This is a genomic window from Pseudomonas sp. IT-P260, assembly GCF_949768395.1.
Classification (GTDB): Bacteria; Pseudomonadota; Gammaproteobacteria; order Pseudomonadales; family Pseudomonadaceae; genus Aquipseudomonas; species Aquipseudomonas parakoreensis.
Window position 1 is genome coordinate 55,645 of sequence record NZ_CATKPO010000039.1, and the last position, 23,885, is coordinate 79,529.

The following is a 23,885-nucleotide window of genomic DNA, read 5'->3' on the forward strand; positions in this document are numbered from 1 at the left end:
GTAGGAGCTGCCGAAGGCTGCGATCTTTGCTTTATTTCATCCCCAATCGCTTGGCCAGCCGCCCAAGATTCGCTCGGTCCAGCCCCAACTCCCGCGCCGCACTCGCCCAGTTATCCTGATGACGCTCAAGCGCAGCACTGATCAACTGCCGCTGATATTGCTCGGTGGCACTGCGCAAATCGCCGTTGATCAACGGCATGGCGGGCACCTCGGCAACCGGCTCAACCGAGTTATCCACAACCTCCCGCGGCAAATCCAGATCCGCCGCGCTCAGGCTGAGAATCTTCGGCCTGACCTTGCAGTTGCCCAGCGCCTTCAGCGCACTGCGCCCGATCAAGTGTTCCAGCTCGCGCACGTTGCCCGGCCAAGTGTAGGCGAGCAGCGCGTCTTGGGCGTCGCTGCTCAGGCGCAGGCTGTTGAGGCCCATGCGCGAGCGGTTCTGTTCCAGAAAGAAGCCGCTGAGCAGCAACACATCGCGGCCGCGATCGCGCAGTGCCGGCACTCGCAGCGGGTACACGCTCAAGCGGTGATAGAAGTCGGCGCGGTAGCGGCCGCTGCGCACTTCTTCGGCCAGATCGCGGTTGGTCGCGGCGATCAGGCGCACATCGACCAGATGTTCCTTGTCCGAGCCGAGTCGCTGCAACTGGCCGCTTTGCAGCACGCGCAGCAACTTGGCTTGTACGGTCAGTGACAGTTCGCCGACTTCATCGAGAAACAGCGTGCCGCCATTGGCCAGTTCGAACTTGCCGCGGCGGTCGCTGGTGGCACCGGTGAAGGCGCCGCGCACGTGGCCGAACAATTCGCTCTCGACCAGCGTATCGGGCAGGGCCGCGCAGTTGAGGCTGATGAGCGGTTTGTCGGCGCGCGGTGACGCGGCGTGGATCGCCTGCGCCACCAGCTCCTTGCCAACGCCGGTTTCGCCGGTGATCAGCACGGTCAGGTCGCTGCCACCGACCAGATTGATTTCCTCCACCAGCCGTTTGTGCGCCTTGCTCTGGCCGATCATTTCGCGCTGCTGCTGACCGCTGGCCTGTCGGTAGACCTCGGCGCGTTGGTGTTCATCTTCGGCACGCAGCGCCAGGCGTTCGATACGTTCGGCGGCGTTGACCGTGGCCGAGGCGAGGCTGGCGAAGGCTTGCAGGGTGTCGAGTTCGATCGGTTCGAAACGCTCCGGATCGAGCGCATCAAGGGTGATCAGGCCCCAGAGTTTTTCATCGACGAACAGCGGGCAGCCGAGGCAATCATGCACTTCGAGGTGATCGCCCAGACCATCGACCAAGCCGTCGTAAGGATCGGGCAAGTCGCTGTCGGCGGCGAACCGTGTCGGCCCGGCGCCGTCCAGCAGGATCTCGAAACGGGGATGTTCGCTGACCTTGAAGCGCCGGCCGAGGGTGTCGGTGCTCAAACCATCCACCGCCAGCGGCACCAGCCATTCGCCGTCCAGGCGCAGCAACGCGGCGGCGTCGCACGGCAGCAGGGCGCGCAGGGCTTCGAGCAGGCGCCGATAGCGCTCGCCTTCGGGCAGTTCGCGGGACAGGTCGGAGACCAGCGGCAGTAAAGCGGTGAGCAGGGATTTGGCGGTCATGGTATGTAGTCAAAGAGACTCGATGTGGTCGATATGACTATAAAGTGCTTCGTGTCCAAATGACTACGTAAAAATTAAGCTATTGATTTATAACGATAAAATATCTGGCATGAAAGCTGATAAGCCTAAGGCAATTCTCAAAAAAGCTCTGGAGTCACTTTTATGCTTAGCGTTCAGGATCGTGTCATTGTCAAATCTACTGTGCCTCTGCTGGAAAGCGGCGGTGAAGCGCTGATCACCCACTTCTACCGCATGATGCTCTCCGAATACCCTGAGGTGCGCCCGTTGTTCAACCAGGCGCATCAGGCCAGCGGCGACCAGCCACGTGCCTTGGCCAATGGCGTGTTGATGTACGCCCGGCACATCGATCAGCTCGACCAGTTGGGCGATCTGGTGGTGAAGATCATCAACAAGCACGTCGCCCTGCAAATCCTCCCGGAGCATTACCCGATTGTCGGCACCTGCCTGCTGCGCGCCATTTCCGAAGTGCTCGGCGACGAAATCGCTACGCCGGAAGTGATGAGCGCGTGGGGCGCGGCGTACGGGCAATTGGCCGAGATTCTGATCGGCGCCGAAGCGGCGATCTACGACCAGAAAGAACAAGCGGTCGGCGGCTGGCGCGGGGCGCGGGAGTTCATTGTGGTAGACAAGGTCGAAGAGAGTGCGGAGATCACTTCGTTCTACTTCGAGCCGGCGGACAAAGGTCCGATCCTTGCCGCAGAGCCGGGTCAGTACATCGGCATGCAGCTGATCCTCGATGGTGAAGAAATCCGCCGTAATTACTCGCTGTCGGCACTGGCCAATAAAGGTCAGTACCGCATCAGCGTCAAACGCGAACCGGGTGGTCGTGCGTCCAACCATTTGCACGATCAACTGCACGTCGGCGCGAGCATTCAACTGTTCCCGCCATCGGGCGAGTTCACCCTGACTGCCAGCGACAAACCGTTGGTGCTGATCAGCGGCGGTGTCGGCATTACCCCGACCCTGGCGATGCTTGAAGCGGCGTTGCAAACCGAGCGCCCGGTGCACTTTATCCACTGCGCGCGCAACGGCAGCGTGCATGCGTTCCGCGACTGGATCGACGGGCTGGCGGCGCGCCATCCGCAGCTCAAGCGCTTCTATTGCTACGCCGAAGACGACGGCGTGAGCCCGGCGGCGGACAAGGTCGGGATCCTCAGTCAGGAACAGCTGGGTGAGTGGCTGCCGGCGCAACGCGATGTAGACGCTTATTTCCTCGGGCCGAAGGGCTTCATGGGCGCGATCAAGCGGCATTTGAAGGCGCTGGGTGTGCCGGAGCAGCAGAGCCGTTATGAGTTCTTCGGGCCGGCGGCGGCTTTGGAGTGATCTGAAACCGGGTTGTCTTCATTCGCGAGCAGGCTCGCTCCCACAGGATTTGTGTTCAACGCAGATCCAATGTGGGAGCGAGCCTGCTCGCGAAGGCCGTTACGCGGTCTCGATTCTTAAATTCTGTTTAAAGGTTAATCGTTTCTTAACCGGTTTATCGTTTATTCCCCGATGCTGATGATAGGCGCTCGTTCGTTTAACTGATCAGGATCGCCCCATGTCGCACATCATCTTCTCCTCTCGTTCGAGCCTGGCAATGCTTGGTCTGTCGGCTGCTTTGCTGGCCAGTCCGTTTGCTTCGGCCGAATCGGCATTGATCGCGCCACAGACCCTGGTCGTCGATCAGAGCCTGCCCAAGGCTCAGCGCGACGCAATGGAATTGGCGGCGCGGCGTTACGGCAGTTTCTGGAACAGCGGGGAAGAGGCCCTGGCCACAGCAGCCTTGTCGCCGCAGTTTGTCGACAAGACCCCGCCCGAAGGTCGGGTGCAGGGCCCGAGCGGGCCGTTGCTGGCGTCGAAGTTCTTTCGCACGGCGGTGCCAGACCTGAGCTGCGAGATCGAGCAAATGATCATTGCCGGTGACCGCGTGGTGGTGCATCTGCACTTTCGCGGCCACTTCAGCGGTACGTTCAAGGCTCTCAAAGGGCAGGGCCAGCGTGTAGACTTCCGGGCAACCGATATCTATCAGATCGACAACGGTCGCATCGCGGCCAATTGGCATATCGAAGACAACATCAGTCTGATGGCGCAACTGCAAGCGCAGCCGCCAGCCAGCTGAACCATGGACATACAAGGGAAACGCGATGAGCGAGGAAACGATTCGACTGGGACGTGAGCGGCGCTTTCTGGTGCTGCTGGGCATCATCTGCCTGGCACTGATCGGTGGTGCGCTGTACATGCAGATCGTGCTGGGCGAGGCGCCATGCCCGTTGTGCATCCTGCAGCGTTATGCATTGCTGCTGATTGCGCTGTTCGCGTTTATCGGCGCGGCGATGCGCACCCGCCGCAGCATCACGGTGTTTGAGGTGCTGGTGGTGATCTGCGCGGTCGCCGGCGCCGGTGTCGCCGGGCATCATGTCTACACCCAGTTCTATCCGGCGGTGAGCTGCGGCATCGATGTGCTGCAGCCGATTGTCGATGACCTGCCGCTGGCGAAGATCTTCCCGCTGGGCTTCCAGGTCGACGGTTTCTGCTCGACGCCGTACCCGCCGATCCTCGGCCTGTCGCTGGCGCAATGGGCGCTGGTGGCGTTCGTGCTGGTGGTGATCCTGGTGCCGCTGCTGACCTCGCGTAACCGAAAAGCACTGCGCTGAATCAACTCTTCGGCAGATTGGCCGATACAGAAAACGCCCCGATTTGCGGATCAGCCGCTCGGGGCGTTTTGCATTTCAGAGAGTTTGTGAAATCACCGTGACGAACGGCAATGGAGCGTGCGACAGGTGTGCGACATGTTGTCACACACGCCGTGTCGCAGGGCGTTTCAGCAACCCGGATTGGCGTAATGTTACAAAAAAGGATTGGTCTGTTTCGGCATTTTTCTGGTTTTGCACGCAGGTGCCAGATCAGGCAGTTTTAACAGGCTCTGGCAGATGGCCAGAGGCCTTTGAATATCGGGCTTTGCGCCAATTCGGTGTCGGGAAAAAGCCTTCGGAGCTGTCTGAACTGAGGTGTATAGGCCTACATTTTTTGGTGTTTTTGTTGAGAATCGATTTCGATAACATGCGGAACTTTTGCAAAAACGGTGATGGATTGTTGCTCTGAGCGATAAAAATTATTTCGGGATAAGACATGGTGTATAGGGCGCTACCTATCTACAATCGCCCGCACTGAATTCCCGGCACTGTTCAACCTTTATTAAGGAACTGGACAGGAAGTCGGGTGTCGAGCAGGCCGAAAGGCTTTCGAGACACCCAGGTGTCGGTGCCTTCCAACTTTCCGCACCAAATGGAATTGGTCTGTAACAAGGCCTTTGACCACGAATTCGAATAAGAACTGACCGCTGTCCCAAGGTTTTGTCGAGCGTCTGACGCGCGACGGGCGGCCCTTATTCAATCCAAAGAAAATGCCAACCCTTGGCAGGGTGAAGTGTTGGCGATCAAAACCCAACTGCATTGCGCAAGCTGCTTTAGAGGTCGTGAGATGAGTAAAAACAGGTACCCCAGATTACTAGGCCTAGTGCCGCTGCTCGGCACGTTGTTGCTGGGAGGCTGCAACATGACCCTGCTCAATCCAACGGGCCAGGTCGGCCTGGAACAGCGCAACCTGATCATCACCGCCACGCTGCTGATGCTGTTGGTCGTTGTGCCGGTTATCGTCATGACCTTCCTGTTCGCCTGGAAGTACCGCGCGTCCAACAAGGATGCCGTCTACACCCCGAAATGGTCGCACTCGACCAAAATCGAAGTGGCGGTCTGGACCATCCCGGTTCTGATCATCATCGCCCTGGGTTACATCACCTACATTTCGACCCACAAACTGGACCCGTACCGTCCGATTGAATCCGACGTCAAGCCGGTGACCATCGAAGTCGTTGCGCTGGACTGGAAGTGGCTGTTCATCTACCCGGAACAAGGCATTGCCACGGTCAACAAGATCGTGTTCCCGGCGCATACCCCGGTCAACTTCCGGATCACCTCCGACGCCGTGATGAACTCGTTCTTCATCCCGGGCCTGGGCGGCCAGATCTACGCGATGGCGGGCATGACCACCAAGCTGCACCTGATCGCTGACCGCAACGCTGAAATGGACGGTATCTCCGCCAACTACAGCGGCGCTGGTTTCACCGGTATGAAATTCAAAGCGATCGCAACTTCTCAGGAAGATTTCGACGCCTGGGTAAGTGAAGTCAAAAAGGCACCTAAACAGCTTGAACAAGCTGAATACGCAGCCCTTGCCAAGCCAAGCCAGAACAATCCAGTCGAGCTCTACTCCTCGGTCACGCCGAACCTGTTCCAGACCATCGTCGACAAGTACGAAGGCATGAAACCGGGCAAGCCGCTGAAGCACGAGAAGAAAGAGAAAGAAGTGGCGGCAACGGACATGGACTCGAATTCGCATTCAGCTGCCGGGGCAGAGGAGTAAACGATGTTTGGTAAATTAAGTTGGGAAGCGATCCCTTTCCACGAGCCGATCGTGATGGTCACCATCTCGATGATCGCGCTCGGTGGTCTGGCGTTGTTCGCTGCAATCACCTACTTCAAGAAGTGGACCTACTTGTGGACCGAGTGGCTGACGTCGGTCGACCACAAGAAAATCGGCGTGATGTACATCATCGTTGCCATGGTCATGCTGCTGCGTGGCTTTGCCGATGCCATCATGATGCGTACCCAGCTGGCCATGGCCACCGAGGGTTCGCCTGGCTACCTGCCGCCTGAACACTATGACCAGATCTTCACCGCTCACGGTGTGATCATGATCATCTTCATGGCGATGCCATTTTTCACCGGCCTGATGAACCTTGCAGTGCCGCTGCAGATCGGCGCGCGTGACGTTGCCTTCCCGTTCCTGAACTCCCTGAGCTTCTGGCTGCTGGTGTCCGGCGTTGTGCTGATCAACCTGTCCCTGGGCGTCGGCGAATTCGCCAAGACCGGCTGGGTTGCCTATCCGCCGCTGTCGGGTCTGCAATACAGCCCTGGCGTGGGGATGGACTACTACATCTGGGCGCTACAGCTATCCGGGTTGGGTACGACGCTGACGGGGGTCAACTTCCTCGCCACCGTGCTGAAAATGCGTACCCCTGGCATGAAACTGATGGACATGCCGATCTTCACCTGGACCTGCACCTGGGCTAACGTCCTGATCGTGGCTTCGTTCCCGATCCTGACCGCTACCCTGGCACTGCTGACCCTCGACCGTTACATGGATTTCCACATTTTCACCAATGAACTTGGTGGCAATCCGATGATGTACGTCAACCTGTTCTGGGCCTGGGGCCACCCTGAGGTTTACATCCTGATCCTGCCGGCATTCGGCATCTTCTCGGAAGTGATCTCGGCGTTCACCGGCAAGAAACTGTTCGGCCACCACTCGATGATCTACGCTTCGGGCGCGATCTCGGTACTGGGCTTCATGGTTTGGCTGCACCACTTCTTCACCATGGGTTCGGGTGCGAGCGTCAACGCCTTCTTCGGTCTGGCGACGATGCTGATTTCCATCCCGACGGGTGTGAAACTGTTCAACTGGCTGTTCACCATCTACCAGGGCCGTCTGCGCTTCACCAGCCAGGTCATGTGGACCCTGGGCTTCATGGTGACCTTCGCCATCGGCGGCATGACCGGCGTACTGCTGGCCATTCCGGGTGCTGACTTCGTTCTGCACAACAGCCTGTTCGTGATCGCGCACTTCCACAACGTGATCATCGGCGGCGCGGTATTCGGCTACATCGCAGGTTTCGGCTTCTACTTCCCGAAAGCGTTCGGCTTCAAGCTGCACGAAGGCTGGGGTAAAGCAGCGTTCTGGTTCTGGATCTCGGGCTTCTTCGTCGCGTTCATGCCGCTCTATGCACTGGGCTTCATGGGCATGACCCGTCGTCTGAACGCCACCACCAACCCTGAGTGGGTACCGTACCTGTACGTGGCCATGTTCGGTGCGATCCTGATCGCCGTGGGCATCGCCTGCCAGCTGATCCAGCTGTACGTCAGTGTGCGTGACCGCAACAAGCCAGAGAACATGTGCGAACACGGTGACCCGTGGAATGCCCACACTCTGGAATGGTCGACCTCGTCGCCACCTCCGTTCTACAACTTCGCTGTGCTGCCTAAGGCTGACTGCATCGACCCGTTCACCGAAGCCAAGGAAAACGGTACTGCGTACCAGGCTCCGGCCAAGTACGAGCCGATCCACATGCCAAACAACACCGCCACTGGCGTGGTGATGGGCGCACTGCTGACCGTCTTCGGTTTCGCGATGATCTGGCACATCTGGTGGTTGGCGATCGCCAGCCTGGCCGGCACTGTCATCTACTTCGTGATCCACGCGGCACGTGACGACCAGGGCTACATGGTTCCGGTTGAAACGATCGAGCGCATCGAAGCCGAGCAGCACAAGCGTCTGGTCGCGGCAGGGAAAATCCCGGCCAATGCCACCCGTGTAACCTCGTTGGAACAGGCTTAAACCATGTCGAACTTAGTGACCAATGTTGGACACGCCCATGGTGACCATGGGCACGATGACCATCACCACGACTCGGGCGAGATGACCGTATACGGTTTCTGGCTCTACCTGATGACCGACTGCATTCTGTTTGCGTCGATCTTCGCGGTGTACGCAGTACTGGTAAACAACGTTGCCGGTGGCCCGTCGGGCCACGACATCTTCGAACTGCCATACGTGCTGGGCGAAACCGCTCTGCTGTTGTTCAGTTCGATCACCTACGGCTTCGCCATGCTGGCGTTGTACAAAGGCAAGAAGCAGCAGGTTCTGGGCTGGTTGTTCATGACCTTCCTGCTCGGCGCAGGCTTCATCGCCATGGAGATCAACGAGTTCCACCTGCTGATCTCCGAGGGCTTCGGTCCTAGCCGTTCCGGCTTCCTGTCGGCGTTCTTCACCCTGGTCGGTACCCACGGTCTGCACGTATCTGCGGGTCTGATCTGGATGGGCATCATGATGTACCAGGTCAACAAGCACGGCCTGACGGCGACCAACAAGACCCGTCTGAGCTGCCTGAGCCTGTTCTGGCACTTCCTGGACGTGGTGTGGATCTGCGTATTCACCGTTGTTTACCTGATGGGGACCCTGTAATGGCTAATGCACACTCCCATGACAGCCATGATGCTGGCCACGGCAGCGTAAAGTCGTACGCCATCGGCTTCATCCTGTCGGTGATCCTGACCGTCATCCCGTTCGGCCTGGTGATGTACCCGACCTTGCCGAAGTCCACGACGCTGGCAATCGTCCTGCTGTTCGCGGTAATCCAGGTGATCGTTCACCTGTACTACTTCCTGCACCTGGACCGTTCGATTGCACAACGTAACAACGTGATCGCGTTTGTCTTTACGGCCATCGTGATCCTGCTGCTGGTTGGCCTGTCGCTGTGGATCATGTTCAGCATCCACACGTACATGATGGCGAAGTGAGGTAGACCCGATGTCGCTCAAGCACTTTATCCAAATCACCAAACCGGGGATCATTTTCGGTAACGTGCTTTCTGTGGCAGGCGGGTTCTTCCTGGCCTCGAAAGGGCATGTAGATCTGGCGGTGTTCCTGGCCGCCATGATCGGCACTTCCCTGGTTGTGGCCTCCGGTTGCGTGTTCAACAACTGCATCGACCGCGACATCGACCTGAAGATGGAACGCACCAAGAACCGGGTGCTGGTGCAGGGCTTGATCTCCCTGAAACTGGCCCTGGTCTACGCGACCATCCTGGGTGTTCTCGGCGTTGCCTTGTTGTACAAGGTGGCCAACCCGTTGGCCGCCCTGTTCGCGGTAATCGGCTTCATCATCTACGTCGGCTTCTACAGCCTGTACCTCAAGCGCAAGTCGGTGCACGGCACGCTGGTGGGCAGTCTGTCGGGCGCCATGCCGCCAGTAATCGGTTACGTTGCCGTGACCAACAGCTTCGACATGGCCGCACTGACCCTGCTGGTGATGTTCAGCCTGTGGCAGATGCCGCATTCCTACGCCATCGCGATCTTCCGTTTCAACGACTACCTGGCCGCATCGATTCCGGTGCTGCCAGTCAAGCGCGGAATCGAAGTGGCCAAGAAGCACATCCTGCTCTACATCCTGGCGTTCCTCGTGGCGACCTTGATGCTGACCTTCAGCGGTTACGCCGGCATGAGCTACCTCGCCGTTGCCGCGGCCATGGGCATGTACTGGTTGTACATGGCCTGGACCGGCTACAAGGCGGTGGATGACACGGTCTGGGCACGCAAGCTGTTCGTGTTCTCGATCTTCACCATCACCGCCCTGAGCGTCATGATGTCCCTGGACTTCAAGGTGCCCGCCGAGCTGCTGCTGACGTACGCGCCGTAAGGCTGGATGGCTTCACGAAAAACCCCGCACATTGAGAGATGTGCGGGGTTTTTTGTTGGGGGAATTATGCTGAATCGAGGTGACACCATCGCGAGCAGGCTCGCTCCCACAGGGGATTTGTGAACAATGCCAATCAAATGTGGGAGCGAGCCTGCTCGCGATGGCGTGCGCCACTGATTTCGAAGGTTGCGCAGTGCTGGCAAACCACCTAGATTTGGATCCAGTCTTCAGTGATAGCGCCATGCCACTCTCTCGGCGCTCAACTGTTCCACTCCGCGATTTTTTCATGCATCAATCAAAAGGCTGGGCGAAATGACTGAGAGGATGACCTGCGACGAACGCTTCATTGCCCTGGCACAAGAGCTGAACTACGACATCTATGGCGAGAACACCGCCGGCGGCAATTACGCGCCGCTGATCCGTCATCGCGATGAGTTGTACATCAGCGGCATGGTGCCGCGGGTCAATGGCAGGATTCTGTATCCCGGTCGCGTGGGGTTGGAGTTGACGCTCAAGGATGCCCAGGCAGCCGCAAGCATCAGTGCCATGCGCTGCCTGGCACTGATCGTCGATGCGGTCGGTTCGCTGGACAAGATCCGGGCGTTGTTGCGGGTCACGGTGTATGTGAAGTCGACCCCGGACTTCGTTGACCTGAGTGAAGTGGCCAACGGTGCATCGGACGTGTTCAGCCATGTGCTTGGTGATGCCGGCCGGCACACCCGCACCACGGTCGGGGTGTATCAGTTGCCGAAGAACGCCGCGATTGAAGTCGACATGATCGCGGCGGTGCAGCCTGAAGTCTGACCGCGCCGCCCAACAAAAAAGCCCCGCCTGAATCTCAGAGCGGGGCTTTTTGTCGGCGCCGGATTTACTGTGCGGCGATGCTGTAACCATCGAACGCGGTCTGCTGTTGCAGGGCGGTGATGATGTTCTTGCGGTTGATTGCGTGTTCGGTGCCGGCGTTGTCGAGGAAGGTTTCGCCTTCCAGCTCGGCTTCTTCGCCTTCACCGACGAAGGTGAAACCGAGGAATTCCAGCGCTTCGCGGTCAACGCTCAGGCGCGAGCGCGGCGTGCGCAGCGGCAGGGTCACGCTGCTGCCGTCCTTGCTGATGGTGAAGATTTCCAGTTCTTTCTTCTTGGCAGCCTTGCCCTTGCCGCCACTCGGGTTGCTGATCGCCTGGTGGGTCTGGTTCAGCACCTTGAGGGCCAGGCCGTAGACGATTTCCTGGAACGCCGGATCGTCCTTGAAGCAGGACAGGATGCGGCCGATCGAGAACTTGCTGCTCAGGTCTTCTAGGGCGGCGAGGTCGGCGGCCTCGGCGTCTTTCAGCGCCTTGAGCTGGCCCATCAGCTCGTAGGCCTTGTCGTCATCGAAGCTGTCGTGCGCCTGACGGATCGCGGCGCGCAGTTCGCGGATCTGGTCGCTTTCGCGAGTCGACTGGAAAGCATCCAGCACCATCTCGCTGATGATTTTGGCTTGTGGAAGGTGTTGTGAAAGATTGATGGAGTTTTCGTATTCCGCTTTGGACGATTCGGTGACTACGGATTCAGCGGTGTTGAAATCGGACATTGAAATTTCACTACTTTTTTAACTTGAGTGGAAACGAGAAAGCGCGAGGTCTTTTTCAGGCCGGTTAATTTAGGGGAGCGGGGCGGCGTTGTCACGGAACAACAGTCCGGTGGTGCGGATTATTTGTCCGGCGTGTTCAGGTTCATCGAGCGCACCATCCACTGTTCAGCGGTTTGCTGATCGGTCGGCAGCGTGAAGCGGAAAGTCGCCCCGCGCCCGGCGACATCGATCAAATGAATCTCACGCCCGTGCAGTTGCAGGATGCGGTGGACGATGCGCAGACCCAGTCCACCGTCACGTCGCGCCCCACCAATATTGAACGGACGCAGGAACAGACCTTCGCGCAGCTCCGGAGCGATGCCGGGGCCGGTGTCGCTGACCGTGACTTCCACCAGTGCGCCCTGGGGTTTCAAATCCAGCTCGATTTCACCGCCCGCAGGCGTGTAGCGCAAAGCGTTATCCACCAGGTTGGTCAGCACTCGTTCGATCAACCCGAGGTCGGCGCAGACCGTTGGCAGGTTGGGCACGAAGCTGGCCTTGAGTTCGACATGGCGGGCTTCGGCGGCCAGTTCGAATTTCTGGAAGATGTCCTGCAGCAGATCGATCAGCGAAAAGCGTTCCAGTACCGGTTGCACGAAACCGTGTTCCAGACGCACCAGCTCCAGCAGCGATTGCGCCAACCCGCCGACCTTGCGGCTCTGATCCAGTGCGATGCCCAGATAGCGGCGGCGTTCTTCGGCGGTGAGCGTAGCGTCCTTGAGTGACAGGGTTTCCAGATAACCGTGCAGCGAGGCCAGTGGCGTGCGCAGGTCGTGGGAGATATTCGCCACCAGTTCGCGTCGCTCCTGATCCTGGCGGGTCAATGAGCGCCACTGCTCACCGAGGCGTTTTTGCATTTGGCGGAAGGCGCCATCAAGCACGGCGATCTCATCCGGGTCAGCGCTTTTATCCACAGCTGCTGACGGAGCGGGCAGCGGTTGCGGCGTGCCATCAATGTCGAAGCGGCTGACGGTTTCGGTCAACCGGCGCAAGGGTCGGGTAATCAGGTTGAACGCCGTGAGACCCGCGATCAGGCACAACAGCGCCACCAGCCCGATCGACAGCAACGCCGTATTGAGTGCGGCACTGGTCGCGCCCCGTTCAGCGAAGCGATCGTGTTCTTCGCTGAGCAACACCACGTACAGATAACCAGCGGGCTTGCCGTTGACCTTCAATGGCGCAGCGCTGAACACCTTGCGCCCGTCGGCACTGCGCGGGTCATCACCGAGGATCGGCAGCGGCTGGTCATTGAGCAGACTGCGGATCGGCGCCAGATCGACGGTTTCCCGGCGCAGATGGCCTTCCGGCGCCGCGTTGCCGACAATCCGCCCCTCGCTGTCGAGCAGGTACACCTCGACACTCGGGTTGACCAGCATCAGCTTGCTGAACAGTTCGCGCACGGCGCCGGGCATCAGGCCATTGCTGTCCATCAGCACCGTGTCATGGGCGATGTGCTGCGCCAGGTCCCGCGACAGGCCTTGCACCACTTCCAGTTCATGCATCTTGCTGGAGCGCACTTGCAGCCATGCCGAAGTGCCGCAGTACACCAGCAGCAAAACGGCGAACACCAGCGACAGGCGCTGCGACAGGTTGAGTCTCATGGTTGTTCCGTGCCGAATTTATAGCCGCGACCCCACACGGTGAGGATGCGGGTCGGTTGCGCCGGATCGCTTTCGATCTTCGCCCGCAGGCGATTGATGTGGGTGTTGACCGTGTGCTCGTAACCTTCATGACTGTAGCCCCACACCGCGTTCAGCAGGTCCATGCGTGAGAAGACCTTGCCCGGTTGTCGGGCGAAGAAATACAGCAGGTCGAACTCTCGCGGGGTGAGGTCCAGACGCGCGCCATTGAGGGTGACATCGCGGGTAATCGGGTCGATGTTCAGGCCATCGAGGCTGAGGCTGCCGGCGTCCATTTTCAGGTTGCGTGCCATGGCGTCGACTCGGCGCAGCAAGGCTTTGACCCGGGCCACCAGCTCCAGCATCGAGAATGGTTTGGCGAGGTAATCGTCGGCCCCCAGTTCCAGACCCAGAATGCGGTGCAGTTCGCTGGAGCGCGCGCTGGTGATGATGATCGGCGTATAGCGCGCCATCGCCCGGGCGCGGCGGCAGATTTCCAAGCCGTCGACGCCCGGCAACATCAGGTCGAGGATCAGCGCATCCCATTGCCCCTGCTGCAACAGGCGCATGCCTTCATCGCCGTTGGCGCTGTGCACGATGTCGTAATGCTCGTCGCGCAGGTGCAGGCAAATCAGGTCAGCGATGTGTTGATCATCCTCGACCACGAGGATGCGTCTGGTCGGTTCCATCAAGCTCAATCCTTCGGTGCAATGAGTGCATTGTGCGGGTTTTCCTGGGGGTGAGTTATCACGAATTCGTTAACTTCCCGTGAGGATTTGGCGATCAACCCAAGCCTAGGCTGTGTTCCATGACAGGCACCTGGAATTTTTGGAGACGGCCATGTTTTCACGGCGACAGATTCTCGTAGCGAGCGGCGGGCTGGGGCTCGCAGCCCTGGTGGCGGGTGTATTGCCAAAATTGTCCCCGGGCACCGCGCTGGTCGAGCAGGCGCAAGCCGATGAGGCGTTTGAGGTGACCCATAGCGACAGCGAATGGCACTCGCTGCTCTCGGATGAGCAATACGCCATCTTGCGCGAAGAAGGCACTGAACGGGCCTATACCAGCCCGCTCAACAACGAACATCGCAGCGGCACATTCGCCTGCGCGGGCTGTGACCTGGCGCTGTTTTCATCGGCAACCAAGTTCGACAGCCACACGGGCTGGCCGAGTTTCTGGGCACCGCTGGAACAGGCGGTGGCCACGCGTCAGGACCGTTCCTTCGGCATGGTCCGCAATGAAGTGCACTGCCGGCGCTGCGGCGGGCACTTGGGGCATGTCTTTGATGACGGCCCGAAACCCACCGGCCTGCGCTATTGCATGAATGGCCTGGCGATGACGTTCAAACCCGTGGCGGCATGAGCCATGGCACTTTTCCGACCTTCATTTTCTACAGGACGACACCATGTGGCTCTTGGTTCTCGCTTATCTGGGCGGTGTGCTGACGATCGTCAGTCCGTGCATCCTGCCTGTTCTGCCTTTTGTCTTCGCTCGCAGCGGGCAGCCGTTTATCAAGAGTGGCTTGCCGCTCTTGGCCGGGATGGCGCTGACCTTCGCCCTCGTCGCCACGCTGGCGGCGGTGGGCGGCGGTTGGGTGGTGCAAGTCAATCAGTACGGGCGCTGGCTCGCGTTGCTGTTCGTTGCACTGTTCGGGCTGACGCTGCTGCTGCCGCGCCTTGCCGAGCGCCTGACGCGGCCGCTGGTGTCGGCCGGCAGTCGGCTGTCCGAAGCCGCGGGCCAGGACAATCGTCCGCGTCCCGGCGCCTCGTTTCTGATCGGCGTTGCCACGGGGCTGCTCTGGGCGCCATGCGCCGGGCCTATTCTCGGCTTGATTCTGACCGGTGCCGCGCTGCAAGGGGCAAGCATCGCCACCACGCTGTTGTTGCTCGCCTACGCGGCGGGCGCCGCGACTTCACTGGCGGCGGCGCTGCTGCTGGGCGGTAAGGTCTTTGCGTTGATGAAGCGCTCGATTGGCACCGGTGAATGGATCCGGCGCGGGTTGGGGGCGGCGATGCTCGCGGGCGTCGCAGCGATTGCGCTGGGCCTCGATACCGGCATTCTGGCGCGGATTTCGACGGCGTCCACGGGCGGGATTGAACAGGCCTTGGTCGGCAAGTTTTCCGGCAAATCGCCGACGGGCAGCGGCACCATGATGGCGCAGATTCCTGCTGCCGGCGGGGCGATGAAAATCGCCGACAAAACCCCGGGAACATTGCCAGTCGAAGGCCAGTTGCCGACGCTCAACGGCGCCGTGCAATGGCTCAATTCGCCACCGCTGGACGCTCAGGCATTAAAGGGCAAAGTGGTGCTGGTGGATTTCTGGACCTACTCCTGCATCAACTGCCTGCGCACGCTGCCGTACGTCAAAGCGTGGGCCGAGAAGTACCGCGATCAGGGTCTGGTGGTGATCGGCGTGCATGCTCCGGAGTTCGCCTTCGAACGCGATGTGGGCAACGTCAGCAAAGCCATGAAAGAGTTGGGTATCAACTATCCGGTGGCGATCGATAACGACTACAAGATCTGGCGCGCCTTCAATAATGAGTACTGGCCGGCGCACTACTTTGCCGACGCCCAAGGGCGGATTCGTTACCACCATTTTGGCGAAGGCGACTACGCCGAATCGGAACGCGTGATCCAGCAGTTGCTGCGTGAGGCCGGGGCGAAAACTGTCGCCGACGGCTTGATCAACGCCGATGCCCAAGGCGTGCAACAGGCGCCGGACATGAATCAGGTGCTATCACCGGAAACCTATGTCGGCTACCAGCGTGCGGAACATTTCGTACCGGAAACCGGCCTGGTGCCTGACAAGGTGGCAACCTATAACCCACCGGCCAACCTGACCCTGAATGACTGGAGCCTTGGCGGCCAGTGGGCCGTCGGTGCCGAGCGAGCTACCGCCAGCGCGCCGGCCAGCCGCATCGTCTACCGCTTCCATGCCCGCGACCTGCATCTGGTGCTGGGCCCGGGCACGGATGGCAAACCGGTGCGTTTCAAAGTCTCGATTGACGGTCAGGCGCCGGGTGCCGCCCATGGTGTGGATGTCGCGGCGGATGGCAGCGGTCGCGTGACCGAACAGCGCCTGTACCAATTGGTGCGGCAAACCGATGCGGTGATGGATCGGACCTTCACCATCGAATTTCTTGACCCGGGCGTATCGGCTTACGCCTTCACCTTCGGCTGATCGGGAGTGCGCAACATGAAAGCTCAAAACAACTGGCGCCGTGCGTTGCTCGGTGTCGCCATGGCGGGTGTGATCGGCCAATGCTCGGCGTTCTCTTTCGGTGCAGAGGACGCGGTGGTCATCCCGCCGCCAGCCCTCGACGAAACCACTCAGGCGCACAGCGAAACGGCGGTATTCGCCGGTGGTTGCTTCTGGGGCGTACAAGGGGTTTTCCAGCACGTCAAAGGCGTGCAGAAAGCCGTCTCCGGTTATGCCGGCGGCGCGGCGAATACGGCGCAATATGAACGGGTCAGCGAAGGCGACACCGGTCATGCCGAGTCAGTGCAAGTCACCTTCGATCCGACGCAAGTCAGCTACGGCAGCCTGCTGCAGATCTACTTCTCGGTGGCCCACAACCCGACCGAACTCAACCGCCAAGGGCCGGACAGCGGCACGCAATATCGCTCGGCGCTGTTCCCGGTCAACGCCGACCAACAACGGGTGGCCCAGGCCTACATCGCCCAACTCGACGCGGCGCATGCCTACAACAAACCCATCGTTACGAAACTGGAAACCTACAACGGTTTCTACCCGGCGGAGGACTACCACCAGGACTTCCTGACCGAACATCCGACTTATCCGTACATCGTGATCAACGACATGCCCAAGGTCGCGCAGTTGAAGCAGTTGTTCGCGCAGCGCTATCAGGAGAAGCCGGTGTTGGTGAAAAGCGGGAGTTGATTCTCACGTGTTACTTGAGCCTTGGGCGCTCCATGGCAATCACTGATGTTTCAAACCCCAAACTGGCAAAAAACGCCTCCGCACCTTCGCGCCCGGCGCGCAGGACCCAAGTGATCTCGTAGTTGTCCCCCATGACATGCTCGACCAGTGCGCGCCCGACACCGGCGCGCCGATGCTGGCCATCAACCACGACCATCGACAGATAACCGTTGGACAAACCATCGGTGATGCCTCGGGCGAAACCGATGATCTGCTCGCCGCTCAGTGCGACGGCAGTGCGTTGCGAGTTCTCGATGAGTTGAGCGAAGTAGTCGCTGGAGCCTGTTCGGTGGCTCCAGCCATTTTGCCCAAGAAACAGCCGAACTGGCTCCACTTCGTCGGGCAACAGATCGCGTACGGTAAGGTCGTTTTTCATCGATAGCAGCATCCTTGTCGGCAATCATCGGAGCGTAGTCGATAGCAACCGGGTCAGGATTTGCCCCAGGTCTTCATCGCAAATTCGACAAACCGACGCAGCTTGGGCAAACGATAACGATCCGGCGCGTACAGCAGATGCAACGGGCGGCTCGGGGGCTGGTAATCGGGGATCACCGTCACCAGTTTGCCGTCGCGCAGGTCTTGTTCCACCAGCGCGTCCGGCAGCATGACGATGCCCATGCCGGTGCGCGCTGCCTGATGCAGGCCGGCCGAGGTGTTCATCAGCATCGGGCCGCTGACGTCGACCAGAATCTCGCCGTGCGGGCCGCTGAGGCGCCAGCGTTTTTCCACCGATTGCCAGTCGTCGCCGGCAGGGTAGGCGAACGACAGGCAGTCGTGTTGTTGCAGGTCTTGCGGGGTGATCGGCATGCCGCGCCGGGCGACATAGGCCGGCGAGGCGCAGACGGTGAGGGTGTAGTCGATCAGCGGCCGGGCGATCAGGTTCGACTGCTCGAAATGCCCCAGCCGAAATGCCACGTCGAGGCCACTTTCCAGCAGGTCCGGTCGGCTGTTGGTCAGCACCACATCCATTTTCACCTGCGGGTATTGCAGGGAAAACTCGCTGAGTGCCGGGGCCAGACGTTCGACGCCAAAGGTCAGCGGCGCGGTGATGCGCAGCAGGCCACGGGGTTCATCAAGGGCCTGTTCGGCGAGGCGTTCGGAGTCGGCCACCAGACCCAGAACGTCGAGGCAGCGCTGATAGTAAACGCTGCCGAATTCGGTCAGCCGCTGGCGGCGGGTAGTGCGCTGCAGCAGTTGCACGCCGAGCCGTTGCTCCAGGGCGCGCAGGTGATTTCCGACCATGGTCGTGGACATTTCGCACTGCAACGCAGCCGCCGTCATGCTTCCGGCTTCCACGACCTTCACGTAGACGCTCATCGCCTGCAACAGGTCCATTATCAAGCTCTGCTGTTAAATGATTGAAGTTTTGCCGAGTTTATCCAGTTCTGGTGGCTAACCATACTGCAAAGACACCGATCTTCACTGGAGTTTGAAGTCATGACCGCCGCCCTGATGAACACCTACCAACCGCTGGCCTTGAGTTTCACCAGAGGCCTGGGCACTCGCCTGTGGGATCAGGCCGGTCGTGAATACCTGGATGCCGTCGCAGGCGTCGCGGTGACCAATGTCGGGCACTCGCATCCGCGCATCGTCGCTGCCATCAGCGAACAGGCCGCAATGCTGCTGCACACCTCCAACCTGTACAGCATCGACTGGCAGCAACAACTGGCGCGCAAACTCACGCAGCTGTCGGGAATGGAGCGGGCGTTCTTCAACAACTCCGGCGCCGAGGCCAATGAAACTGCGCTGAAACTGGCGCGGTTATACGGCTGGCGCAAAGGTATCGAACAGCCGCTGGTGGTGGTCATGGCCAACGCGTTTCATGGCCGCACGTTAGGCACTTTGTCGGCCAGCGATGGCCCGGCAGTGCGGTTGGGTTTCAATGATCTGCCGGGGGATTTCGCCAAAGTGCCCTTTGGTGATCTGGCGGCGCTGGATCAGCTCCAGCAAAAGCACGGCGCGCGTATCGTGGCGATTCTGGTCGAGCCGATCCAGGGCGAAAGCGGTGTGCAACTGGCGCCGCCCGGCTACCTCAAAGCCCTGCGCGAAATGTGCAATCGGCACGCCTGGCTGCTGATGCTTGACGAGATCCAGACCGGCATCGGCCGCACCGGCCAGTGGTTTGCGTTCCAGCATGAAGGCATCGTGCCGGACGTCATGACCCTGGCCAAAGGCCTCGGCAACGGCGTGCCGATTGGCGCTTGTCTGGCACGGGGCAGAGCGGCGGACCTGTTCACCCCCGGCAGCCATGGCAGCACCTTCGGCGGCAACCCGCTGGCCTGCCGAGTCGGCTGCACGGTGCTGGACATCATCGAAGAGCAAGGCTTGCTGGAAAATGTCCGGGTGCAGGGCGAGCGCCTGTTGACCCGCCTGCGCGCTGAACTGGCAGACAACCCCAACGTGCTGGCGATTCGTGGGCAGGGCTTGATGATCGGCATCGAGTTGAAACAGCCGATCCGCGATCTGACGTTGATTGCGGCGCGGGATCATGGGCTGCTGATCAACGTGACACGGGGCAAGACGATACGGCTGCTGCCGCCGCTGACGATTGATGAGCGGGAGGTGGGGATGATTGTCAGAGGAGTTGGACGGATTGTTTCCGCGAATTAATGGATATCCGATAACCCTGTGAGAGCGAGCTTGCTCGCGAAGGCGTCGTCACAGTCGACAGTAATGTTGAATGCTCGACCGCATTCGCGAGCAAGCTCGCTCCCACACGGGAAGCCTCTAGTCCGGATAATCCCCCAACTCCGGCGCCAGCATCCGCGTCTTCACCGCCCCGTTCGAATTGTGCTGAATGATCTCGCTCGGCTGTCCCTGTGCATTGAAAAACACCTGGCCGATCCCCGCTGAATTCCACAGCCGCTCCCCCGCTTCGGCATGTTCCGGGGTATAGGGCACGATGCGCATGCGCCGGCGTTTGGTGAACCAGTTCAACGGCGAGCGCGGTGAGTATAGCCAGCGGTTGAGGCGGTCGAACCATTCGAGCAGGGTTTTCGGAAACTCGTTCTTGATCCCGCTGCTGGTGATCTGCCAGATCCGTGGCCCGGCCTTGCGGTGTCGGATAAGCACTTCGTAGACGAAGGAGTAATGCACATCGCCCGACAGCACAACGTAGTTTCCGGGTGTGCGGGTGTGTCGGAAAATGTTCAGGATCACCTGCGCCGCACCGCGATGGGCCATCCAGTTTTCCGCGTCGACCAGCAGCGGATAGCCGCACCAGCTGAAAACCTTCTGCACGGTTTCGATCAGCTTCACGCCGAAGATCGGCGCGGGGGACACGATGATTGCTGACGGATGGTCGAGCAGTTCCTGTTGCAGTTCGCTCAGCGCTTCCCAGTCCAGCAAACCGGAGGGTTGCTTGAGTGCCATCTCGCTGCGCCAGCGCCGGGTACGGGTGTCGAGCACCACCAGCGCCGGGCTGCTCGGCAGCACGAAATGCCAATGCTGAAAGCGCAGCAAGTCGTCGATCAGCGCGTCCTGCACCGGGCTGTCGAGATAACGATCATCACCGCTGGCGCTCAGGCGTCGGGTGTCATCCAGCAAATCCTTGAACGCATCCGGATTGTTACCCCAGCCCTGGCACAACATGTACGCGATCAAGGCGTTGCCGATGATGCGTTTGGAGAACGGATGGCCGTAGGCGGTTTCCTCCCATTGCGCGGAAAGATTCCAGTCATCGGTGATGTCGTGGTCATCGAAAATCATCAGGCTCGGCAGGTGCGCCAGCGCCCGGGCAACGTTGGCCAACCCGGCCTTGAAACCATCGATTCGGGTCTGCTCCAGGGTGTAGCGCTGCAAGCGTTCAGGCGTCAGCGATGGAGCAGCAGGATTGATCAGCGTCCACGCAACGGGTGACCATACCAGCAAGTACATCGCCATCACTTCGGCGAAGGTCACCAGGTGATTGTCGGCGCTGCTGCTGGTGAAAATCGGCTTACGCGCACCGCCGAAAAATCGCTCGCGCAATGTCTCGTTGCTCTCCAGCGCCGGTAACAGATCCGCACGGTGGTAGTAACTGGCCGGGTGTTGGTAGAGCTTGGCGCTGTCGCTGACCACCGCGCCTTCGAGGTGTTCGTCGAACAGGCCGAGGCGCGCGATCAATGCATGAATCGCCCGCAGCATCGGGCCGGCAACGTCGTCTGCGTAAATCTGGTCGCCGCTCATCATCAACAGGGCGGGGCGTTGTTGTGGATCGGTTTCGCCAGAAAGCAGTTGGTCAACGCACAGCAGACCGTCTGCCGCCGGATGATGCGGCTTGCGGCAGGAACCGTGCAGCAACTGATCGATCCGCGAACGCGCGACGAGGTTCGGACAACCAGCGTTGCCGTACAGCAGGTGCGGCGCCCATTCGGCGATGGGCGAGTGGCCGTCGATCAACAGGTCGTAGTCGATGCGCGTGTCGCAGGGCAGGGCGCTGTCGAGTACAACGTCGATCAGATGGACAAACGCGTGACGGCCGACGGGGATGACCGTGCATTTCCCGGCATCGAGAGGTATGTCTCCTACACCTTGCAGGCGCAGGGTCAGCGCCAGTGCGCGGGTGCCGACCAGCCACAGAACGATTCGCGTCGGTTCCAACCGGCGCAGCAGCGGGCCGGCCAAGACAGGAGGCAGCGGATTCAGGTCAGCAGGTATTGAGGACATTCGCAGGCAAAGCTCAAGGCGCACAGGCTGGCGATGATAGCGCAGCCGGCGCCTTGAACCCTTAAACGAGGCTTAAGCGTCAGCCTTCTGCAGCTTCAGCGCCAGCAGTCGCCATTCGGTGGCAGCGGGTTGCTCCTGCACCGAGCACTCGAAGCGATAAGTGACGTCATCGCCATTCATGTTGCGCGCGGTGACCTTGTTGCTGAGGGTGTAGACCTGGCCCTTGAAGCGTTGGGTGACCACGGCGGTGCTGTCAGCGAAGCGCGCCGACGCAGGGAAGCGCAAGGCACCGGTCACGTAAGGGCTGCACATGACATACGCGAGCATCGATTTGTCGCTGTCGGCATTCTGAGCAAGCTTGTCGCGCAGCGCGCTGAACGCTTTGCGGCCCTGCGCGTCGCTCTGATCCAGAACGGTTTTTTCCGCCATCGATTTCGGTGCCCGGTTGGCGTAGTTCGGCAGCAGTGCGGAGTCGGGCGGCGAAGGCTGATTGTCTGGCTCGATAGCGGCAAACCCCGGAGCATTTTCCAATGCCACGGGCGTCGAATCCGATTCGGCTTCCGGCAGCAGACTGGTGGTCACTTCGTTCTGGGTAATCACCTCATCGGTGGGCGCCCGTTTGGGCTTATGCGCCGACGGGAACAACGACAGGAAGATCGACAGCACCACCAGACCGACGATAAAACCGCCCGCCGCGCCAACGATGTTGCCGTAAAACAGATTCCAACTGCCGCGGTTTTTCACCACCCAGCGCCACATGAAACCCCACGCCGCAACAAATGCCAGAAAACTCAGAAACTCCATTCGATCCTTTCCTTAACCCTTCAATAGCCTGCCAAACAGCACTCACTGGCCGTGAATGCTGAGATTGGGCGGCAAGATATCAAAATAGAGGTATGACGCCACGAAGACATTCACATGCCGAGATTGGGCGGATTGATCTGAACAAAAAACATGATCGCCGTGATGCCGGCCACAACGCCGCAAAGGCCGGCCAGCAGCTGACGCGCTACGGGATGTTCGACTTGCGAGCGACGGGCCACCAGCATCCATACGCCACTCAGCGCCGCAGCGGTTGCGAGCATTTCCAGAATCGATCCCATGACCCCCGGGACCGGTGGCCGGCTAGAGCCGAACAGACCGACACAAAGCTGCGAAACCACCAGGCCGACAATCATGCCGCTGGTCGCGCCCAACACATTGGCGAGTAGCAGATTCCACGCACCACGCTGCCTGACGACCCAGACCCACATGCCTATCCAGGCGATAAAGAAAAACACAACATCCATCGTATCCATCCTTCGAAACCAGTCGCAGTACAAACGCTCGGCAGCTTGCCGACAGTGGACGGCAAGATAGCAAAATAGTAGCTTCGCGCCACTTTCTTCAAACACGTAACGGACTACGCATGCCGAATGTTTCTTTTATACCGCGCCTGCTCGGCGCGTTCCTTCTCGCCATCGTAATGACCCCGGCGCTTGCCGACTGGGATGAAACCCCGGAGGTCGCCTGGAAGGAGTACCTCGCCGATTGCGAGCGTTTTCAGCAAGTAGTGAACAACGTTCAAAAAGGGGTCATGACTACCAGGCAAGCGATGGACCGCGTCGACAGTCTGAATCGCACTGTTTATGTCCATCGCGATCACCTCTCCCAGGAAAGCCTTACCTCTCCCGAATATGCCCGTTGTGAAAACGTCATTGCTCAAGCGTTCGTGATCCGGAACAAGGAAGAGGAGGTACTGGTCGCGGAGCTTCAACAGCAATACTTCAAGGCTCAGGCCGAGCACGAGAAGTCCCCGGAATACAAGCGCGCCCTCGATCTAGGCTTTAGCGACGTCGGCGGAATTGGCAAGCTCAAGGAACTTGCCGAGGAATCGGAAACGGATGGCGAAGCGTATCTGAAGACGTTGATGATCACGGTCGATTGGGGCTGCGGCCGACATTTCCGCGCCGTGAGATACGTCAAACCCTATGTGATCTACACCGCCCATCCCGATGAGGGCAACTGCGCCGTCTATAAAGAGGTCGCGGTGCTTGGCGGAGAGATGGTGGAGAGGGGCGAGACCATCGATCAGGAAGCGATTTTTCAATACGTGGGATGGAAGAAGCTGGAAGGGCCAGGTGGGTTTCCCGTCGACATTCGAGTAGTAAAAGTGCGGCACTAATCCGCAGG

At 59.8% G+C, this 23,885-nt stretch carries 23 protein-coding genes; 14 read left to right on the plus strand and 9 right to left on the minus strand.

Features of this window, described 5'->3' with window-relative positions; all coding sequences use genetic code 11:
* Window positions 1-31: 31 nt before the first annotated feature.
* On the minus strand, window positions 32-1,585 hold the full coding sequence (norR, locus tag ACM6HV_RS16765) for a nitric oxide reductase transcriptional regulator NorR (protein WP_414904793.1): 1,554 nt from the start codon (window positions 1,583-1,585) through the stop codon (window positions 32-34).
* Window positions 1,586-1,747: 162 nt separating this feature from the next.
* Here norR and hmpA point away from each other — a divergent pair, with 162 nt between their 5' ends.
* The 9 genes from hmpA to ACM6HV_RS16810 all read left to right on the plus strand — a co-directional run bounded on the left by hmpA (window position 1,748) and on the right by ACM6HV_RS16810 (window position 10,705).
* Window positions 1,748-2,929 (plus strand): NO-inducible flavohemoprotein, encoded by a 1,182-nt coding sequence (hmpA, locus tag ACM6HV_RS16770; RefSeq protein WP_414904794.1) that lies wholly within the window; start codon window positions 1,748-1,750, stop codon window positions 2,927-2,929.
* A 217-nt stretch (window positions 2,930-3,146) separates the two neighbouring features.
* A complete protein-coding gene (locus tag ACM6HV_RS16775; protein WP_414904795.1) occupies window positions 3,147-3,707 on the plus strand; it encodes an ester cyclase in 561 nt (186 codons plus the stop codon).
* A gap of 25 nt (window positions 3,708-3,732) precedes the next feature.
* Window positions 3,733-4,242: a disulfide bond formation protein B gene (locus ACM6HV_RS16780; protein ID WP_414904796.1), complete on the plus strand. Its 510-nt coding sequence runs from the start codon at window positions 3,733-3,735 to the stop codon at window positions 4,240-4,242.
* A gap of 826 nt (window positions 4,243-5,068) precedes the next feature.
* Complete coding sequence (cyoA, locus tag ACM6HV_RS16785; RefSeq protein WP_027612162.1) at window positions 5,069-6,010, plus strand: ubiquinol oxidase subunit II; 942 nt, start codon at window positions 5,069-5,071, stop codon at window positions 6,008-6,010.
* Between the two features lie 3 nt (window positions 6,011-6,013).
* The gene (gene cyoB, locus ACM6HV_RS16790) at window positions 6,014-8,041 is read left to right on the plus strand and encodes a cytochrome o ubiquinol oxidase subunit I (RefSeq protein ID WP_047296376.1); all 2,028 of its coding nucleotides are present in this window, start codon (window positions 6,014-6,016) and stop codon (window positions 8,039-8,041) included.
* A gap of 3 nt (window positions 8,042-8,044) precedes the next feature.
* Complete coding sequence (gene cyoC, locus ACM6HV_RS16795) at window positions 8,045-8,668, plus strand: cytochrome o ubiquinol oxidase subunit III (protein ID WP_003227982.1); 624 nt, start codon at window positions 8,045-8,047, stop codon at window positions 8,666-8,668.
* Complete coding sequence (gene cyoD, locus ACM6HV_RS16800) at window positions 8,668-9,003, plus strand: cytochrome o ubiquinol oxidase subunit IV (protein WP_041071757.1); 336 nt, start codon at window positions 8,668-8,670, stop codon at window positions 9,001-9,003. Before cyoC ends, cyoD begins: the two co-directional genes overlap by 1 nt.
* A 10-nt stretch (window positions 9,004-9,013) precedes the next feature.
* Window positions 9,014-9,901 carry a heme o synthase gene (gene cyoE, locus ACM6HV_RS16805; RefSeq protein WP_003227980.1) on the plus strand — a complete coding sequence of 296 codons (888 nt, stop codon included), beginning with the start codon at window positions 9,014-9,016 and terminating at the stop codon, window positions 9,899-9,901.
* A gap of 312 nt (window positions 9,902-10,213) precedes the next feature.
* Window positions 10,214-10,705, plus strand: a complete 492-nt coding sequence (locus ACM6HV_RS16810) for a RidA family protein (protein WP_202369001.1) — start codon at window positions 10,214-10,216, stop codon at window positions 10,703-10,705.
* Between the two features lie 64 nt (window positions 10,706-10,769).
* Here the strand turns inward: ACM6HV_RS16810 and ACM6HV_RS16815 are convergent, their stop codons facing one another.
* The 3 genes from ACM6HV_RS16815 to ACM6HV_RS16825 form a co-directional block, all read right to left on the minus strand.
* The gene (locus ACM6HV_RS16815; RefSeq protein ID WP_414904797.1) at window positions 10,770-11,471 is read right to left on the minus strand and encodes a hypothetical protein; all 702 of its coding nucleotides are present in this window, start codon (window positions 11,469-11,471) and stop codon (window positions 10,770-10,772) included.
* 119 nt (window positions 11,472-11,590) lie between these two features.
* The gene (locus ACM6HV_RS16820) at window positions 11,591-13,111 is read right to left on the minus strand and encodes an ATP-binding protein (protein ID WP_414904798.1); all 1,521 of its coding nucleotides are present in this window, start codon (window positions 13,109-13,111) and stop codon (window positions 11,591-11,593) included.
* Window positions 13,108-13,818, minus strand: a complete 711-nt coding sequence (locus tag ACM6HV_RS16825) for a response regulator transcription factor (RefSeq protein ID WP_145593199.1) — start codon at window positions 13,816-13,818, stop codon at window positions 13,108-13,110. Before ACM6HV_RS16825 ends, ACM6HV_RS16820 begins: the two co-directional genes overlap by 4 nt.
* Before the next feature lie 151 nt (window positions 13,819-13,969).
* Between ACM6HV_RS16825 and msrB the strand changes: the two genes are divergently transcribed.
* The 3 genes from msrB to msrA are packed head-to-tail and all read left to right on the plus strand — an operon-like array spanning window position 13,970 to window position 17,027.
* A complete protein-coding gene (msrB, locus tag ACM6HV_RS16830) occupies window positions 13,970-14,488 on the plus strand; it encodes a peptide-methionine (R)-S-oxide reductase MsrB (protein ID WP_086791664.1) in 519 nt (172 codons plus the stop codon).
* 43 nt (window positions 14,489-14,531) lie between these two features.
* A complete protein-coding gene (locus tag ACM6HV_RS16835) occupies window positions 14,532-16,307 on the plus strand; it encodes a cytochrome c biogenesis protein DipZ (RefSeq protein ID WP_414904799.1) in 1,776 nt (591 codons plus the stop codon).
* Between the two features lie 15 nt (window positions 16,308-16,322).
* Window positions 16,323-17,027, plus strand: coding sequence for a peptide-methionine (S)-S-oxide reductase MsrA (gene msrA, locus ACM6HV_RS16840; protein WP_414904800.1), 705 nt, complete (start codon window positions 16,323-16,325; stop codon window positions 17,025-17,027).
* A 10-nt stretch (window positions 17,028-17,037) separates the two neighbouring features.
* On the opposite strand, the gene ACM6HV_RS16845 is transcribed toward msrA, so the two are convergent.
* Both ACM6HV_RS16845 and ACM6HV_RS16850 read right to left on the minus strand, forming a co-directional pair.
* Window positions 17,038-17,442: a GNAT family N-acetyltransferase gene (locus ACM6HV_RS16845; protein WP_414904801.1), complete on the minus strand. Its 405-nt coding sequence runs from the start codon at window positions 17,440-17,442 to the stop codon at window positions 17,038-17,040.
* A 53-nt stretch (window positions 17,443-17,495) separates the two neighbouring features.
* The gene (locus tag ACM6HV_RS16850) at window positions 17,496-18,401 is read right to left on the minus strand and encodes a LysR family transcriptional regulator (RefSeq protein WP_414904802.1); all 906 of its coding nucleotides are present in this window, start codon (window positions 18,399-18,401) and stop codon (window positions 17,496-17,498) included.
* Window positions 18,402-18,503: 102 nt separating this feature from the next.
* On the opposite strand from ACM6HV_RS16850, the gene ACM6HV_RS16855 reads away from it, so the two are divergent.
* Window positions 18,504-19,676 (plus strand): aspartate aminotransferase family protein, encoded by a 1,173-nt coding sequence (locus ACM6HV_RS16855; protein ID WP_145593203.1) that lies wholly within the window; start codon window positions 18,504-18,506, stop codon window positions 19,674-19,676.
* 117 nt (window positions 19,677-19,793) lie between these two features.
* Here the strand turns inward: ACM6HV_RS16855 and ACM6HV_RS16860 are convergent, their stop codons facing one another.
* The 3 genes from ACM6HV_RS16860 to ACM6HV_RS16870 form a co-directional block, all read right to left on the minus strand.
* Entirely contained in the window at window positions 19,794-21,713 is a 1,920-nt protein-coding gene (locus ACM6HV_RS16860; protein WP_414904803.1) for an alkaline phosphatase D family protein, read from the minus strand.
* A 72-nt stretch (window positions 21,714-21,785) separates the two neighbouring features.
* The gene (locus ACM6HV_RS16865; protein WP_414904804.1) at window positions 21,786-22,517 is read right to left on the minus strand and encodes a hypothetical protein; all 732 of its coding nucleotides are present in this window, start codon (window positions 22,515-22,517) and stop codon (window positions 21,786-21,788) included.
* Window positions 22,518-22,627: 110 nt separating this feature from the next.
* Window positions 22,628-23,002: a hypothetical protein gene (locus tag ACM6HV_RS16870; RefSeq protein WP_414904805.1), complete on the minus strand. Its 375-nt coding sequence runs from the start codon at window positions 23,000-23,002 to the stop codon at window positions 22,628-22,630.
* A gap of 119 nt (window positions 23,003-23,121) precedes the next feature.
* Between ACM6HV_RS16870 and ACM6HV_RS16875 the strand changes: the two genes are divergently transcribed.
* The gene (locus ACM6HV_RS16875; protein WP_414904806.1) at window positions 23,122-23,877 is read left to right on the plus strand and encodes a hypothetical protein; all 756 of its coding nucleotides are present in this window, start codon (window positions 23,122-23,124) and stop codon (window positions 23,875-23,877) included.
* The last annotated feature ends 8 nt before the right edge of the window (window positions 23,878-23,885 follow it).

What these genes read in the sequence shown, in the direction of transcription:
- ACM6HV_RS16775 (WP_414904795.1), top strand. Translation starts at nt 3,147, where the DNA reads ATGTCGCACATCATCTTCTCCTCTCGTTCGAGCCTGGCAATGCTTGGT.
- cyoA (WP_027612162.1), top strand. Translation starts at nt 5,069, where the DNA reads ATGAGTAAAAACAGGTACCCCAGATTACTAGGCCTAGTGCCGCTGCTC.
- cyoC (WP_003227982.1), top strand. Translation starts at nt 8,045, where the DNA reads ATGTCGAACTTAGTGACCAATGTTGGACACGCCCATGGTGACCATGGG.
- ACM6HV_RS16875 (WP_414904806.1), top strand. Translation starts at nt 23,122, where the DNA reads ATGCCGAATGTTTCTTTTATACCGCGCCTGCTCGGCGCGTTCCTTCTC.
- ACM6HV_RS16845 (WP_414904801.1), bottom strand. Translation starts at nt 17,442, where the DNA reads ATGAAAAACGACCTTACCGTACGCGATCTGTTGCCCGACGAAGTGGAG.
- ACM6HV_RS16865 (WP_414904804.1), bottom strand. Translation starts at nt 22,517, where the DNA reads ATGGAGTTTCTGAGTTTTCTGGCATTTGTTGCGGCGTGGGGTTTCATG.
- ACM6HV_RS16870 (WP_414904805.1), bottom strand. Translation starts at nt 23,002, where the DNA reads ATGGATGTTGTGTTTTTCTTTATCGCCTGGATAGGCATGTGGGTCTGG.
- ACM6HV_RS16835 (WP_414904799.1), top strand. Translation starts at nt 14,532, where the DNA reads ATGTGGCTCTTGGTTCTCGCTTATCTGGGCGGTGTGCTGACGATCGTC.
- cyoD (WP_041071757.1), top strand. Translation starts at nt 8,668, where the DNA reads ATGGCTAATGCACACTCCCATGACAGCCATGATGCTGGCCACGGCAGC.
- msrB (WP_086791664.1), top strand. Translation starts at nt 13,970, where the DNA reads ATGTTTTCACGGCGACAGATTCTCGTAGCGAGCGGCGGGCTGGGGCTC.
- norR (WP_414904793.1), bottom strand. Translation starts at nt 1,585, where the DNA reads ATGACCGCCAAATCCCTGCTCACCGCTTTACTGCCGCTGGTCTCCGAC.
- ACM6HV_RS16815 (WP_414904797.1), bottom strand. Translation starts at nt 11,471, where the DNA reads ATGTCCGATTTCAACACCGCTGAATCCGTAGTCACCGAATCGTCCAAA.
- cyoB (WP_047296376.1), top strand. Translation starts at nt 6,014, where the DNA reads ATGTTTGGTAAATTAAGTTGGGAAGCGATCCCTTTCCACGAGCCGATC.
- cyoE (WP_003227980.1), top strand. Translation starts at nt 9,014, where the DNA reads ATGTCGCTCAAGCACTTTATCCAAATCACCAAACCGGGGATCATTTTC.
- ACM6HV_RS16855 (WP_145593203.1), top strand. Translation starts at nt 18,504, where the DNA reads ATGACCGCCGCCCTGATGAACACCTACCAACCGCTGGCCTTGAGTTTC.
- hmpA (WP_414904794.1), top strand. Translation starts at nt 1,748, where the DNA reads ATGCTTAGCGTTCAGGATCGTGTCATTGTCAAATCTACTGTGCCTCTG.
- msrA (WP_414904800.1), top strand. Translation starts at nt 16,323, where the DNA reads ATGAAAGCTCAAAACAACTGGCGCCGTGCGTTGCTCGGTGTCGCCATG.
- ACM6HV_RS16810 (WP_202369001.1), top strand. Translation starts at nt 10,214, where the DNA reads ATGACTGAGAGGATGACCTGCGACGAACGCTTCATTGCCCTGGCACAA.
- ACM6HV_RS16820 (WP_414904798.1), bottom strand. Translation starts at nt 13,111, where the DNA reads ATGAGACTCAACCTGTCGCAGCGCCTGTCGCTGGTGTTCGCCGTTTTG.
- ACM6HV_RS16780 (WP_414904796.1), top strand. Translation starts at nt 3,733, where the DNA reads ATGAGCGAGGAAACGATTCGACTGGGACGTGAGCGGCGCTTTCTGGTG.
- ACM6HV_RS16860 (WP_414904803.1), bottom strand. Translation starts at nt 21,713, where the DNA reads ATGTCCTCAATACCTGCTGACCTGAATCCGCTGCCTCCTGTCTTGGCC.
- ACM6HV_RS16825 (WP_145593199.1), bottom strand. Translation starts at nt 13,818, where the DNA reads ATGGAACCGACCAGACGCATCCTCGTGGTCGAGGATGATCAACACATC.
- ACM6HV_RS16850 (WP_414904802.1), bottom strand. Translation starts at nt 18,401, where the DNA reads ATGGACCTGTTGCAGGCGATGAGCGTCTACGTGAAGGTCGTGGAAGCC.